Genomic DNA, 14,317 nt, shown 5'->3' with positions numbered 1-14,317 from the left:
CATGTCTTTCGTATGCTTAATCACCTTTTGTCTTCACCACTCATAGACTAAGTTGAGCAATGGCGAGGAGGGGAGATTGTGAGTAAAAACTTTCCGAAAGAAGCATTGAAGGCCATTAACAAAAAAGGCGGCAAAAACATATCTGAAAATGCTGTGAAAAAGCTGGCAGGTACGGTAAAGCCGGACACGCTTCAAAGTGAGACGCAGTTGCGTCAGCTGATCAAACAGGTGTCTGCGATGGCTAACATTCCGGTGTCGGAGGATACAGTTAGGGATATTGTCGGAGCTGTCAAAAAAAGCGGAATGAATCCTTCCAACATGGAAGCGTTAATGAAAATGATGATGAAAAAGTAAAACACTAGCCGCACGATGCTTGGTTCTATCCACCGTGAACCGGGAAGGTTTGCGGTTTTTTTATATTTTGAGGTAGGGAAATGCTGTTTTAGCACACAAAATGTCGAACTGCCATGTCGAACATGTTATAATGATGCCCATCAGGAAACGGGAGAAAAAACAGCAAAGGAGGAAACCATATTGAAGGAGGTAATATCATCTGTGTTAGTGGACAGGCTTCCTCACGATCTGGCTGTGGCGCTGGGTAGCTTGACAGAGAGCTGGTCAGCGGTGCCGGTGCCGTGGATGCTGGGGGGGAGCTGTGCACTACTTGTGCAAGAAGTTGAACTGGATCGCTTGCCTCGGGACATTGATATTTATGCAGATATTCATGCAGCGAAGCAGTTACATGCGCACTCGCCAGGTGTGGGTATAGACCAGCAGCAAGTTGACCGTAGCGGATCTTACGTTTCATTGCTAAGCCACTATGAGCTAGAGGGATTTCCAGTTGAATTGGTAGGAGGATTCGAGGTTTTATGTAATGGAGCTTTATACCGTTTGGAGGTCGAGCGTCTACTCTGGTCGGCTGGGATACAGCTTGATCTGGAAAATACGTCATTACGTTTGATGCCTCTTAGTCACGAGTTGCTGTTCAATCTGTTGCGAAATCGACCTGACCGTTATCAAGCGATTGCAGATGTCATGAAGCGAGACCCGCAACGGCACATCGGGATATTAACGCAGCTATTGGTCAGTAATATTTGGAATAAGGAGCAGCTGGATAAGCTCGGAGAGCTTCTCCCTTGGCCAGAGCTACATTCCTTAATCCGAATGAGCAACGAAATATAAGTTGCGGGCGCATGATGAGGAAAGGGGAATGGAGGATCGTTCATGAATGTGCAGATTACGTTCAAGCCGTCAGGCAAACGTGTACAAGTCGGTCAGGGCACGTCATTGCTCCAGGCTGCCCGTAAAGCAGGTGTGTATATTCCCACTCGTTGTGATGGTAAAGCAGCCTGTCTGATGTGTAAGGTGCGGATAGCACCCGAACGGGCTGAACTGGCAGGTTGCCCTAATGGGGCTGAACAGCGTAAGCTGGGACCTTTACTGGATGAAGGAATACGCTTATCCTGTCAGGCCCGTGCTCAAGGAGATATGGAAGTAACCATACCGGAGGATAGACTCAAGGCAGCTATCAGGCGGCAATTGGAGCGTCAGGCGCTGGATGATGAGCTGTGGTAATGCCTGTTATATCAGTAGAGCAAAAAACAAAGGATATTTCTCGACGGTTAGAAACGGTCAGAGAAGTATCCTTTTTTATTTAAGTCTAGCAACAAAGTCATGGAGGATTCTTGCTGTGCATATATTAGATGAGTGGACCCAAACGTAGAAATATTGTTCCTGCAATGATCGCTGTGACGTAATCTATTTTTTAAAAACTAAACATATTTTACGGAGGGGATACATATGATGGTATCAGTCCAAATGCATGTACGAGTTTACGCCGTTTCGCCGATTCCATCAGTCTCCTGAATCTCGGCGGCGGACGACTTCCGGGCATTTTAAAGGCTGTTCTGCCGCATCTGGGATCAAGCAGTTGGTTGAACACGAAGCGGATGCTCTTTAAGCATTTTTCCTTCGGAGACTTTTGAGGAGGGGATTTCATTGGAGAAAGTGGACATTTTTAAAGACATTGCCGAACGCACCGGAGGAGACATCTATCTTGGGGTCGTCGGCGCAGTCCGAACAGGAAAATCAACGTTTATCAAGCGGTTTATGGAAACGATTGTCCTGCCCAACATTACGAGTGAGGCGGACCGTGCCCGTGCCGTAGATGAGTTGCCGCAAAGTGCGGCAGGGAAGACGATCATGACGACGGAACCTAAATTCGTACCGAATAATGCCGTCCAGATCAAAGTAACGGAAGGGCTGGACGTGAATGTGCGTCTGGTTGACTGTGTGGGATACGCCGTAGAAGGCGCAAAAGGCTACGAGGATGAAAATGGCCCAAGGATGATCTCTACACCATGGTTTGAAGAGCCCATTCCTTTTCAGGAAGCAGCAGAAATTGGTACACGTAAAGTTATTCAAGAGCACTCGACACTCGGTGTGGTAGTCACCACAGACGGGACCATTGCTGAAATCCCGCGTAGCTCTTATGTAGAGTCGGAGGAACGCGTCATTGAAGAGTTGAAGGAAGTTGGCAAGCCATTTGTGCTGGTTATCAACTCCACGCATCCACGCAGTGATGAAACACTCCAGCTCCGCAGTGAACTGGCTGCCAAGTACGATATTCCAGTCATGACACTCAGCGCGGCGACCATGACGGAAGATGATGTTACGGGTGTACTTCGTGAAGTATTGTATGAATTCCCAGTGCATGAGGTGAATGTGAATCTGCCGAGCTGGGTTATGGTATTAAACGAAAATCACTGGCTGCGTAGCAACTATGAAAATTCCGTTCGTGATACGGTTAAAGATATTCGGCGTCTGCGTGATGTAGATCGAGTGGTCGGCCAGTTTATGGAATATGAGTTCATCGACAGAGCCGGCTTAAGTGGAATGAATATGGGGCAGGGCGTAGCTGAAATTGATTTGTATGCGCCTGATGAGCTGTATGACCAGATTTTGGTTGAAGTCGTCGGGGTAGAGATTCGCGGCAAGGATCATCTGCTGCAAATGATGCAGGATTTTGCCCACGCTAAACGGGAATATGACCGCTTTGCCGAGGCACTGGAAATGGTCAAGACAACGGGATATGGTATTGCTGCACCGTCACTGGCTGAGATGGCGCTGGACGAACCACAGTTGATTCGACAGGGTACAAGATTTGGTGTGAGACTTAAAGCAACAGCTCCTTCCATTCACATGATCCGTGTCGATGTAGAATCGGAATTTGCCCCGATTATCGGAACAGAGAAGCAAAGTGAGGAGCTTGTACGTTACCTGATGCAGGATTTTGAGAATGATCCAATCAAAATTTGGGAGTCAGACATATTCGGACGTTCGTTGCATTCGATTGTACGTGAAGGTATTCAGGGCAAGATCGCCATGATGCCGGACAATGCACGCTACAAGCTTCAGGAAACGCTGGGTCGCATTATTAACGAAGGCTCTGGTGGTCTTATTGCTATCATTCTTTAAGGCTAAGCTATACCAAATATGTGTAAAAGTAATACCGTAGAGGGCTGGCTGCTCTTTACGGTATTTTTTTGTGAATTTGTTGTTTTTTGATATGTGAGGACGTGAATTTTTTTATATTTAATAAAACCTATTTACATACTTGGTTTAACGCGATATATTAAGTATCAAATTTGAATCATTTTGTGGATTGAACAAGGGGGAAACAAATCATGTATATCCAAAAAGGGCTCCAAAAAAACAAGAAGCTAGGGCTAGGAGCCATTATGCTGCTGGTGCTGATTATACTGGTCACAGCATGTGGGGCGCCGAAAACAGAGAGCGGTGCTCAGGGGACAAGCCCTGCAGGAGCGAATACAGGAAATGGAAAAGCGGATAGTTTAAATCTAAAGGGTAAACGGGTTGCTTTGATCATGGAGTTTAACACGGGTACGTTTTCGCAGCAGTATGTTCAAGGCGTGGAAGATGAAGTTAAGAAATTTGGCGGTACGCTGACCAAGTTTGTTGCTAATAACGATAAGGCTAAAATGGCTTCTTTGCTAGATAGTGCCATTAACCAGCAGTTTGATGTCATTTTGACTGATCATGGTGACGCGTTGCTGGAGCCAGGTCTTAAAAAAGCAATCTCCCGCAATATTCCAGTTATCGTGTTCGATGCGGCGGTCAATGTTCCGGGCGCGGTAGTGCTCTCGCAGGATGACCAAAGCATGGCGGAGTTGACGTTGGAGCAAATGAAGAAGGACATCGGTGGCAAAGGAAACATTGTGAAAGTATGGGTTGCAGGGTTTGCGCCAATGGAACGTCGTCAAGTCGCTTATGATGCATTTTTGAAATCCAATCCAGATATTAAAGAAATTGCGACTTTTGGTTCGGCTCAGAATCCTGCTTTGGATACGCAAGCCAAAATGGAAGCTGTGTTAAAGCAATATCCTAAGGGCCAAATTACAGCAGTATGGGCGGCTTGGGATGAATTTGCCAAAGGTGCAGCTCGTGCAATACAACAAGCTGGGCGTACGGAAATCAAAGTTTACGGGATTGATATGAGCGATGAAGATTTGCAAATGATTCAAGACCCGAAAAACCCATGGGTGGCTTCAGCAGCCGTAGATCCAACAGATATTGGACGGGTACAAGTGCGCTATGCCTACCAGAAGCTGCATGGGGATAACCCGGAGGAGAAGGTTGTACTGAAGGCAGTATATGTGCAGCGCGAAGAGTTGCCAGATAAGCAAATTTCCACATCCGAATTGTCTCAATATGTGAAAGGATGGGGCAAAAGCGAGCAGGGCTACAAGGATTGGATGAAGGAATATGAAACGTCAAAATAAAATTGCTGCATAACGCAAATACAAAGGCGCGCTTCGGCGCGCTTTTATCATAAGCGGGAGTGAGGGGGCACCATGAGTTCACAAGTATATACATTGGAGATGAAAAAAATCAGCAAACAGTTTGCTGGTGTAGCTGCGCTGCGAGCTGTGGATTTTACGGTGCAGGGTGGCGAAATTCACGCTCTGTTAGGTGCCAACGGGGCAGGGAAAAGCACATTAATGAAAATCTTGTCTGGTGCGTATCGTTTCGATCAGGGAGCAATCGTAGTGAATGGTAAGGAACTGATTATTCGTTCACCGTGGGAAGCCAAAAGAGCCGGAATTCATTGTGTGTATCAAGAAGTTGATTCGGCGCTTGTACCTCAGTTAACCGTCGCTGAAAACATTGTAATGGACGATTTGTCTGCACCTGAGGGTCAATGGTGGGCTGCACCCGCATCCATGCGCAGGCGAGCACGTGAAGCGTTAGCACGTCTGGAAGTTAATATAAATGTCCGGCGATACGTGTCTGAATTGACGTTGGCAGAAAAGCAGCTTGTACTCATTGCACGGATTTTGACGCAGCAAGCGAATACTATCATTTTTGATGAGCCAACGGCTCCGCTGAGCGAGGAAGAAACACGGCGTTTGTTCCGCACCATTCATACCCTCAAGGATGAGGGAGTAGCATGCATCCTCATCACGCACCGGTTGCCAGAGGTCATTGAGCACAGTGACCGCATTACGGTGATGCGTGACGGTGAAAAAGTGTTTACGGGGTCTGTCTCTGATTTAAGTGCAGGTGACATTGTTACGCATATGCTTGGGAAAACATTTGATGAGGAATTTCCCAAAACAGAGGTACCCATTGGTGAAACGGTATTGGAAGCAAGAGGGCTCTGTAAGGGATTGCGGGTTCACGGTGTTGATTTACAGGTCAGACGTGGTGAAATTCTGTCGATTGTGGGTTTGGTCGGTGCGGGCAAGACGGAGCTGTCACGGCTGCTTACAGGAGCAGACAAGCCGGACGAAGGGGAGTTGACCTTCAAGGGGAACTTCATTCGTTTGCGAGAGCCTGCGGACGCGGTAGCACAAGGAATTGTGTCCATTCCCGAGGAGCGGCGCAAGCAGGGGGTGCTGATTGAGGAGAGTGTGGAACGAAACCTCAGTCTTCCACTCTTGGGCAAGCTCAGTGTCCTTGGTTTCATCAGTCGGCTGAAAGAACGTAATAACGGTAATGAGGTTGTCGCCTCTCTTGGTATTAAGACGCCTTCGCTACGCCAGCATGTTAAGTATTTGAGCGGTGGGAATCAACAAAAGGTTGCGATAGGGAAGTGGCTTCATTCGGGGGCGGATATATTTGTTTTTGATGAGCCAACGAAGGGTGTAGATATAGGGGCCAAAAGCGATATTTTCCGTATTATCGGAGAACTGGCTGCACAAGGAAAAGCGATCATTTATCTTACCTGTGAATTTGCGGAAGGTATTGGCATTGGTAATCGGATCGCAGTGATGTATGACGGCAAAATAATAAGGGAATTTGCGCGAGGCGAAGTTGAACAGGAACAGCTTCTGTTGTACGCCAGCGGCGGTGAAGAGGTGCATTCATGAAGGAAAAATGGTTAAATGTCTCATTTCGTTACGGTGCTGTAGTTGTCATTATAGGTGTGTTGGCGTTTTTCTCAGCGACCTTACCTTATTTTTGGACGTATGATAATTTAATGGATATCCTTGGCTCAATTGCAATTGTTACTTTCGTGGCCATTGGTGTGACGTTGTCACTTATCGTAGATGGTTTTGATCTGTCGGTTGGTGCAACAGTATCTTTGACGACAGTTGTCTCAGCTTCGTTGATGGTCTGGTATGAACAGCCCGTTGCAGTGGTCATTATTGTGTCATTGATCGTAGGAGCTTTCGTGGGGCTGCTGAATTCACTATTGATTATTAAACTGCGTATCCCTGATTTGCTCGCAACTCTAGCCATTATGTACATTGTAAGCGGGATTCATCAGACGTACGCACAGGGCTATACCATCTACAATCATATGCAGTTTCCTGATGGCAGTAAGGCTCCAGGGGAGATATCTGCAGGATTTCTTGTACTAGGACAAGGTAAATGGTTGGGTATTCCGATATCGGTTATTCTACTGTTGCTAGCTGTGGCGGCGGTGCATGTTTTTTTGACCTACACGAAGCACGGGCGACAGATGTATGTAACTGGTGGAAATGAGGAGGCTGCTCGTCTGTCGGGCATACGGGTAAAAAAAGTTCGCACGCTGGCCTATGTGGCTTCAGGCGTATTTGCAGCCATTGCCGGTATTTTGTATGCCTCGCGTGTAGGTTCGGGCCAAATTGACGCTGGCTCTCCTTTGCTCATGGAGGCGGTAGCTGCAGTATTCGTTGGCTTTTCTGTGTTTGGTGCGGGTAAACCGAACGTCATTGGTACATTTATTGGTGCGGTGTTAATCGGCGTATTGGTTAATGGACTGACGATGATGAATGTGCAATATTTTGCCCATGACATTGTCAAAGGAGTAGTGCTGGTGCTTGCGCTGGCTGTTACTTTTTACGTGCTGAACCGTCGCCGTACTTGAAATTGTCTGTGGACTGTATTACTATAAACCTTGTTCCACGCAAGAAGGGTGCCATAAAACGCCAGTTTCGGCCTATATGGCGGTGGTTAGGTATATTATATGTATATTTAACGACGAAACGGAAACAGATGATAACATTATGGAAGGCAGTATGCCGCCCGGGTTATTTTATACAGGCGACTTCATTATTGGTGGTCACACCGATAACCTTAATGCTGGACTACACTTGAATTGGGAGGTGAATATATTGAATAAAACGGATTTGATCAATCAGGTTTCTGAGAGCACTGAATTGTCCAAAAAGGACGTAACGAAAGCAATCGATGCAGTATTTGAAGCGATCGCTGGAGCATTGCAAAACGGAGACAAGGTACAACTGGTAGGTTTCGGGAACTTTGAGGTTCGTGAACGTTCCGCACGTAAAGGACGTAACCCGCAAACAGGAGAAGAAATCGAAATCCCTGCGAGCAAAATTCCGGCATTCAAACCGGGTAAAGCGCTCAAAGACGGAATTAAATAAGATTTCTTACATATTCCCAATGCGCTGAAAAGACCGTGAATTTGATTCACGGCCTTTTCTTTTTGTCCTATTTACTTTGTAGTAGAGGTGCCATGGACTGAAGAAGAGGAAGTTGTCCTCCCGTTTCGCGAGGCATAAGCGATCAGCACTAGGGGTTCACCTGTCAGCTCTGCAAATTCATGTTCCAATCGTTGAAGCTGTTCGATCTGAGCAGGACTGAGATTAGCGGGACGATAGTTTTCCATCAGATCTGTTCCTTTCGTTGATAGATGAGACTGCACACATAGTATGGCACAGGACGCACTAATTGTTGCAGGCAGCGGGGGAAGCATGTAGTTGACAAAACAAGCTTAAATCTCCATCATAAAAAGTATAGCTTCGGCTCTCAGGGAGGAAAAGGACATGGAAGATAACGTGACGGGCAGCAGTGAGTACGTCGTAATTAAAGCAAAAAGCAATGGATGTCAGGTTTATGGTCTGACCAGAGGTCAGGATACACGCCTGCATCACTCGGAAAAATTGGACAAGGGTGAGGTACTGATCGTCCAATTTACGGATCATACTTCTGCCATCAAAATTCGCGGCAAGGCCGTTGTGATGACTAAGCACGGGGTTGTAGATACAGAGGAGTAAAATGCAGGCATAGCCTGCTTTTTTTTGTTGTACAATGAGAGTGAGGACCTTTACCGTAGCAAACCCACATTATCGGGTAGGGGTCAGGGGAGGCTCTGATGAAACCTTGGATTGTACTCGGTGGTTCCATTCTCATAACCACGGCAGCAGCAATATTGCTGCCGTCCTTACAGATGCTGGACTCGGGAACCGCAGCAGTTCGTGAAACACAGGCGACAATCTCGCCCCAGCAACGAGTGCTGCTGACGGATGACAATCTGGTAGATACACTGAATGAGCTTCCATTGACTACACCGATTGCAAGTGTAAGCTGGGAACATTCAGTTCTGACCTTGGATGTTAAGCTGTCCAAGGAAGAAACGACGCCACTGGAGATTTATCAAAACATGGCAGAGCTTGCCGCTTTTAGTTTTTACGGAACGACGAATGTACGGCAATTGCTGTTGCGGGTGGTGGCGCAGGACGAATGGTCAGGGCAACGCCATTTGCTGCTGGCATCCGATATACGCCGCAACGAGTGGACGAACGAGGCGCTAGAGCAGCTAAGAAATCGGGAAGGTGCTGAGCTGCCAGAAGATTTGAAATCTCGTTTCCGCATTACAGTAACACCCATGTGGCAAAACAGGTTTAGCGGTGTATATACAAACTAGATGTTTCTACCGCCGGACCTACAGTACTTTAGTCGCGAATCATTTTAAATTGTGATATAATATAAGGCATTGCAATTATTTGAGTATACCAGAAAGTCATGGCTCGGAGGCTTAGGATGAAACCGTATCGCGTACCCCAATTAGCAAAAAAATATGTGGAATACGACATGATTCAACAACATACGGAAATGCCGGCTTTTCCTGACAGCCGCACCCGTTTGCTGTTTGAGTTTTTGAACCGGAATGCGCAAGGGCTGCATGCCAGTGAGGATGAACTGTACGCTTTGGTTACATCACTTGTGCAGATGGGGCTGGATACGCATGATATGATTGATACTTTGTCCGGTATACGAAGCCCGGAAGAGATGCGTTCCAGACAGCTGAAGGTGTTAGCCGGTGACTACTTCAGCAGCCGTTTTTATCAGCTACTTGCACTGGCAGGTCGAATTGAGGCCATTTCAAAGCTGAGTGATGCTGTATGTGAAGTGAACGCAGGGAAAATGAGTTTGTACTGGGAGATGAAGAATTTTCGATTGGATAGCGCTCAGTATTTATCTCAAATGGTACGCTTCAAACAGGAGCTTTTTTTATCATTTACTTCACTCATTGCAGAACAGGATCAGGAAGTTTGGAAGCAGCTTCTTAACAAATTCTCTCTCTGTGATACGCTAATAGAGGAATGGGAGAAGCGGGCAGAACCGGACAAGTCCCGTTTCGGATATATGTTCTGGCATATTTACGGCAACGGAGACGAGCATGAGCAGGTGCAACTTTCAGAGGGCGGTGCTGAAACAGATGTTTGGCGTAAGCTTGTTCTGAAATATAAAGCCGAGGATGCGATACTGGACAAGCTTCGCACGGCTGTTACACACATCCAGCAGGTTCTGTCAGATGAACAAAATACGGGGATTGAGGAATTTGAATGCATGCTTGAGCCTTTCCTGAAGCTGCTACATAGTTCGCACCCGGTTGTGAGGGAAGGTTAGGTGAACGTCATGGGATCAAGCGACACCAAGCCGAAAGAGCAATTCGTTCATAGCGTGTTTGAAAGTATAGCCGGGAAATACGATTTGATGAACGATATACTGAGCTTTCGCAGACATAAGGCTTGGCGGAAATTTACAATGAAAAAAATGAACATGCATCGCGGTGATACAGCAATCGATCTTTGTTGTGGGACGTGTGACTGGACGCTTGCGATGGCGCGTGCAAGTGAAAGTGGTCACATCGTAGGACTGGATTTCAGCCAGAACATGCTAAATGTTGGCGAGCGTAAGATAACATCAGAATCCCGTGAAAAGCAAATCAGGCTTGTTCAAGGCAACGCGATGGATCTACCTTTTGAAGACAATACATTTGATTATGCGACGATTGGCTTCGGTCTACGCAACGTGCCGGATCTGCGCCGTGTGTTGCAGGAAATGCAACGAGTCGTCAAGCCTGGTGGGCAGGTCGTATGTCTGGAGTTGTCCAAGCCTACTTGGCAGCCGTTCAAGGGAATTTACTATGCATATTTTCAACACATCTTGCCCATGCTCGGCAAATTGTTCGCCAAACGTTATGAGCAGTACAAATGGCTCCCTGATTCGTTGGCGCTTTTTCCAGGAAGGGATGAACTGGCTAACATCTTTCGTGAAGTCGGATTGAAGGATGTTCAGGCTCATTCTCTCACCGGAGGCATCGCGGCATTGCATATTGGAATCAAGGAGAGTCAGCATGTTTAAGAAAATTGCTATTTTTTTGGAAATGATTAAAATTGAACATACCTTATTTGCGCTCCCATTTGCATTTATGGGGGCTGTCTTGGGGTCAGTTGTCGTGACAGGCAACCTTCCCTCATGGCCGCAGATCGGTTGGATCTTGCTGGCTATGGTTGGCGCGCGTAGCGCAGCCTTCGGCTTCAATCGTATGATTGACCGTGTGATCGACGGGAAAAATCCGCGTACAGCAGGACGCGCTATCCCGGCAGGGCTGCTCAAATCAAGCGAAGTGGTGATTTTCATTATCGTTAGCTTGTTGCTGTTATTCTGGGCATCTTTCAAGTTAAGTCCGCTGGCGTTCAAGCTGTTCCCGCTGGCCTTTTTTATGCTTGTTTTTTACTCCTACACCAAGCGTTTCACTTGGCTGTGCCATATTGTACTCGGTTTGACCATTGGTTTGGCGCCGCTAGGCGCATGGGTTGCAGTAACGGGACAAATAGATTTGACTGCTATCGTACTTTACCTCACGATTGCATTTTGGACCGCTGGATTTGATGTTATTTATGCTTGTCAAGATATTGATTTTGATCAGAGCGAAGGGGTTTATTCTATTCCTGCCCGTTTTGGTATAGCAGGTGCTCTGAACCTCGCTCGGGCGTTCCATGTCATTACGGCGATTGGATTTATTGTACTGTTCTTTATTGCAGATTTGAGCTGGTGGTATCTGGCGGGCATGATTATTTCATACATTATTTTATTTTATGAGCACTATATTGTATCTCCAAAAGATCTAAGTCGTTTACAGACGGCATTTTTTACGATGAACGGTGTACTTAGCATTGTCGTATTTGCTTTTACACTGATTGATTTGGTGGTGCGTTTATACTAATGGATAATCAGGTGAGCAACCATCAAGGCAAACGAATCGTTATTGGTATTACAGGTGCGAGCGGAAGCATTTATGGTGTACGACTGGTAGAGACACTGCTGGACTTGCAATATACAGTTCACCTGATTGTTTCCAATGCTGGCTGGCGGGTATTGAAAGAGGAGCTGGGCTGGAATGTGACTGACCGGGAAGGAGCTTTGAATGAACAATTCGGAGGCCGTCCCGGTTCTCTTGTATACCATCCGTTTACAGATATTGGAGCTTCGATTGCGAGTGGTTCTTATCTGGTCGATGCCATGATTATCATGCCATGCTCGATGGGGACGTTGTCAGCGGTAGCGCATGGTTCGTCTGATAATCTCATGGCACGTGCAGCAGATGTGATGATGAAGGAAGGGCGCCCGTTGATCCTTGTGCCTCGTGAGACGCCGCTGCATGCCATTCATTTGGAAAATATGCTTAAGCTTGTGAGACTCGGCGTCAAAATGATTCCGGCCATGCCAGCTTTTTATTTTCATCCGAAAACACTGGATGATATTGTACTGTTCCTCGTAGGCAAAGTATTAGACAGCTTGCGTATAGAACATCAACTGTTTACGAGATGGGGGGATTCCGATGCCAACACCGGACACCAAGACAATCACAATCGGAAAAATTAAATACACAAACGCTTGGCCTATTTTTCATTACTTTAATCCTTCAGAGCTTCTCCATTCAGCGGAGATGGTTTCCAAAGTACCGGCTGAATTGAATCGAGGCATGCTGAATGGAAGTTTGGATATGAGTGCGATGTCCTCCTTTGCGTATGCATCAGGTGCTGAGGAGATGCTGTTATTGCCGGATTTATCCGTCAGTGCAGACGGTCCGGTCCAATCCATTTTATTATTTTCACGCAAACCGCTAAATGAAATCATTAACGGTACCATTGCATTGACGAATACCTCAGCCACCTCGGTGAACTTATTGAAAATTTTGATGAAAAAGGCATGGGAGGGCCAGCCTACTTACTTTGACTGTGAACCAGATCTTGATTTGATGCTGGAACAGGCGGATGCAGGGCTGCTGATTGGAGATCATGCAATCAAGGCGTCCTGGCGAAGTGAGGGCCTGTATGTAACCGACCTCGGAGAAGAGTGGAAACGCTGGACGGGCTACAGTATGACTTTTGCTGTATGGGCAGTACGGCGTGCTGTTGCTGCTCAGAATCCGGCTGTGGTGGCTGAAATTGCGAGTGCGTTCCGTGTAAGCAAGCAACGTAGTCTATCTGATCTGACACCTGTTATTGCTGAAGCTTGCAAGGAAATTGGAGGTTCAGAAGATTATTGGGAGCGCTACTTTACGAATCTGTGTTATGATTTTGGAGAGAAGCAACAACAAGGTTTAGAGCTTTATTTTAAGTATGCATATGAACTGGGGCTGCTTGACCGACTAGTGAAGCCGCTTCTCTGGAGTGACAATACGCTGACACGGGTGAAAGAATGAAACGATTGGATTTGTTCGGTTTATTAAAAAAGGATATGAACTTCATAGAAGAAGAGCTGTACCGCAGCATTGACAGTAGGGAGCCGTTGATTAATGATACGTCGCTTCATCTGCTTAAAGCAGGGGGCAAGCGTTTGCGTCCCGTATTTGTATTGCTGGGAGGCAAGTTTGGAGAATACGATCTGGATAAGCTCAAGCGCATAGCGGTACCTCTGGAACTGATTCATTCAGCCTCTCTCGTTCACGACGATGTGATTGACGATGCGGAATTAAGACGCGGTCAACCCACTGTGAAGTCCAAATGGGACAATCGGGTGGCTATGTACACCGGAGACTACATATATGCACGCGCACTATCTATTGCCGCCGGACTGCCGAATCCCGATATCCACCGGGTGCTGTCTAAGGCGTTGGTACAGATGTCGATTGGTGAAATGGAACAAATACGTGATTTTTTTAATGTCGATCAGAGTGTGCGCAATTATTTGCTGCGCATACGGCGAAAAACGGCATTGTTGATCGCGGTTAGCTGCCAGTTGGGAGCTATGGCTGCAGGTGCACAGGAGAATGTCAATTCTCTGCTGTACAGCTATGGCTATAACGTAGGAATGGCTTTTCAGATTCAAGATGACTTGCTCGATCTATGTGGAACAGAAAAAAAGATTGGCAAACCGCCAGGCAGCGATATGAGACAGGGCAATATTACGCTTCCGGTTATTTATGCGCTTGAACAACCCGAGTTGCGGGACGATCTGCTGGCTGAAATCCGCCGAATTCAGGATGGAGACGGGCAAGGAGACGCACGCAAAGCGGTGGATATGATCAAAAAAAGTGAAGGAATCACTAAAGCTGAAATTCTCGCCGACCGATATATTAATAAAGCGCTAAATGCGCTGGACTTACTACCAGATGTCAAAACAAAAAAGACGCTGCGCGATATTGCTCATTTTGTAACACGCCGCTCCTACTAAAGTTTTATTTTAGGTTTGCTGTGACAAAATTCTTTAACCGTTTCCAATCTTTCTGTTACAATACAGATTAGTACTGTATAAATACATTAGATTGGAT

Annotated in this window: 18 protein-coding genes; 17 read left to right on the top strand and 1 reads right to left on the bottom strand. The window is 46.6% G+C overall.

Annotated elements, in window-relative coordinates; translation table 11 throughout:
• The first annotated feature begins 78 nt into the window (after window positions 1-78).
• The 9 genes from ACQQ6X_RS04875 (at window position 79) to ACQQ6X_RS04835 (ending at window position 7,895) form a co-directional block, all read left to right on the top strand.
• Window positions 79-354, top strand: a complete 276-nt coding sequence (locus ACQQ6X_RS04875) for a stage VI sporulation protein F (RefSeq protein ID WP_305164445.1) — start codon at window positions 79-81, stop codon at window positions 352-354.
• A gap of 177 nt (window positions 355-531) precedes the next feature.
• Window positions 532-1,182 carry a hypothetical protein gene (locus tag ACQQ6X_RS04870; protein ID WP_326400990.1) on the top strand — a complete coding sequence of 217 codons (651 nt, stop codon included), beginning with the start codon at window positions 532-534 and terminating at the stop codon, window positions 1,180-1,182.
• Between the two features lie 42 nt (window positions 1,183-1,224).
• Window positions 1,225-1,575, top strand: a complete 351-nt coding sequence (locus ACQQ6X_RS04865) for a 2Fe-2S iron-sulfur cluster-binding protein (protein ID WP_305164443.1) — start codon at window positions 1,225-1,227, stop codon at window positions 1,573-1,575.
• Between the two features lie 247 nt (window positions 1,576-1,822).
• Entirely contained in the window at window positions 1,823-1,960 is a 138-nt protein-coding gene (locus ACQQ6X_RS04860) for a hypothetical protein (protein ID WP_013371690.1), read from the top strand.
• Between the two features lie 38 nt (window positions 1,961-1,998).
• Window positions 1,999-3,477, top strand: a complete 1,479-nt coding sequence (gene spoIVA / locus ACQQ6X_RS04855) for a stage IV sporulation protein A (protein WP_013371689.1) — start codon at window positions 1,999-2,001, stop codon at window positions 3,475-3,477.
• Between the two features lie 209 nt (window positions 3,478-3,686).
• Window positions 3,687-4,802 carry a sugar ABC transporter substrate-binding protein gene (locus ACQQ6X_RS04850; RefSeq protein WP_305164442.1) on the top strand — a complete coding sequence of 372 codons (1,116 nt, stop codon included), beginning with the start codon at window positions 3,687-3,689 and terminating at the stop codon, window positions 4,800-4,802.
• 72 nt (window positions 4,803-4,874) lie between these two features.
• Window positions 4,875-6,392 carry a sugar ABC transporter ATP-binding protein gene (locus ACQQ6X_RS04845; RefSeq protein ID WP_305164441.1) on the top strand — a complete coding sequence of 506 codons (1,518 nt, stop codon included), beginning with the start codon at window positions 4,875-4,877 and terminating at the stop codon, window positions 6,390-6,392.
• On the top strand, window positions 6,389-7,375 hold the full coding sequence (locus ACQQ6X_RS04840) for an ABC transporter permease (protein WP_305164440.1): 987 nt from the start codon (window positions 6,389-6,391) through the stop codon (window positions 7,373-7,375). Before ACQQ6X_RS04845 ends, ACQQ6X_RS04840 begins: the two co-directional genes overlap by 4 nt.
• A 247-nt stretch (window positions 7,376-7,622) precedes the next feature.
• On the top strand, window positions 7,623-7,895 hold the full coding sequence (locus ACQQ6X_RS04835) for an HU family DNA-binding protein (protein WP_014599981.1): 273 nt from the start codon (window positions 7,623-7,625) through the stop codon (window positions 7,893-7,895).
• 71 nt (window positions 7,896-7,966) lie between these two features.
• On the opposite strand, the gene ACQQ6X_RS04830 is transcribed toward ACQQ6X_RS04835, so the two are convergent.
• Window positions 7,967-8,140 carry a hypothetical protein gene (locus ACQQ6X_RS04830; protein ID WP_187360646.1) on the bottom strand — a complete coding sequence of 58 codons (174 nt, stop codon included), beginning with the start codon at window positions 8,138-8,140 and terminating at the stop codon, window positions 7,967-7,969.
• Window positions 8,141-8,297: 157 nt separating this feature from the next.
• On the opposite strand from ACQQ6X_RS04830, the gene mtrB reads away from it, so the two are divergent.
• From mtrB to ACQQ6X_RS04790, 8 genes are all read left to right on the top strand, one after another.
• Entirely contained in the window at window positions 8,298-8,528 is a 231-nt protein-coding gene (gene mtrB / locus ACQQ6X_RS04825; RefSeq protein ID WP_305164439.1) for a trp RNA-binding attenuation protein MtrB, read from the top strand.
• Between the two features lie 98 nt (window positions 8,529-8,626).
• Complete coding sequence (locus ACQQ6X_RS04820; RefSeq protein ID WP_063213494.1) at window positions 8,627-9,178, top strand: hypothetical protein; 552 nt, start codon at window positions 8,627-8,629, stop codon at window positions 9,176-9,178.
• Window positions 9,179-9,294: 116 nt separating this feature from the next.
• Window positions 9,295-10,164 carry a heptaprenyl diphosphate synthase component 1 gene (locus ACQQ6X_RS04815; protein ID WP_305164438.1) on the top strand — a complete coding sequence of 290 codons (870 nt, stop codon included), beginning with the start codon at window positions 9,295-9,297 and terminating at the stop codon, window positions 10,162-10,164.
• A 9-nt stretch (window positions 10,165-10,173) separates the two neighbouring features.
• Window positions 10,174-10,902, top strand: coding sequence for a demethylmenaquinone methyltransferase (locus ACQQ6X_RS04810; protein ID WP_063213492.1), 729 nt, complete (start codon window positions 10,174-10,176; stop codon window positions 10,900-10,902).
• Entirely contained in the window at window positions 10,895-11,767 is an 873-nt protein-coding gene (locus ACQQ6X_RS04805; RefSeq protein WP_064796395.1) for a UbiA-like polyprenyltransferase, read from the top strand. Before ACQQ6X_RS04810 ends, ACQQ6X_RS04805 begins: the two co-directional genes overlap by 8 nt.
• The gene (locus ACQQ6X_RS04800; RefSeq protein ID WP_305164437.1) at window positions 11,767-12,426 is read left to right on the top strand and encodes a UbiX family flavin prenyltransferase; all 660 of its coding nucleotides are present in this window, start codon (window positions 11,767-11,769) and stop codon (window positions 12,424-12,426) included. Before ACQQ6X_RS04805 ends, ACQQ6X_RS04800 begins: the two co-directional genes overlap by 1 nt.
• Window positions 12,383-13,249 carry a menaquinone biosynthetic enzyme MqnA/MqnD family protein gene (locus ACQQ6X_RS04795; protein ID WP_305164436.1) on the top strand — a complete coding sequence of 289 codons (867 nt, stop codon included), beginning with the start codon at window positions 12,383-12,385 and terminating at the stop codon, window positions 13,247-13,249. The genes ACQQ6X_RS04800 and ACQQ6X_RS04795 overlap by 44 nt, the downstream gene beginning before the upstream one ends.
• Window positions 13,246-14,220, top strand: coding sequence for a polyprenyl synthetase family protein (locus ACQQ6X_RS04790; RefSeq protein ID WP_305164435.1), 975 nt, complete (start codon window positions 13,246-13,248; stop codon window positions 14,218-14,220). The genes ACQQ6X_RS04795 and ACQQ6X_RS04790 overlap by 4 nt, the downstream gene beginning before the upstream one ends.
• The last annotated feature ends 97 nt before the right edge of the window (window positions 14,221-14,317 follow it).

The organism is Paenibacillus ottowii (genome assembly GCF_050516475.1).
In the GTDB taxonomy this organism is placed as follows: Bacteria; Bacillota; Bacilli; order Paenibacillales; family Paenibacillaceae; genus Paenibacillus; species Paenibacillus ottowii.
This window is presented reverse-complemented; position numbering and strand designations above follow the sequence as displayed.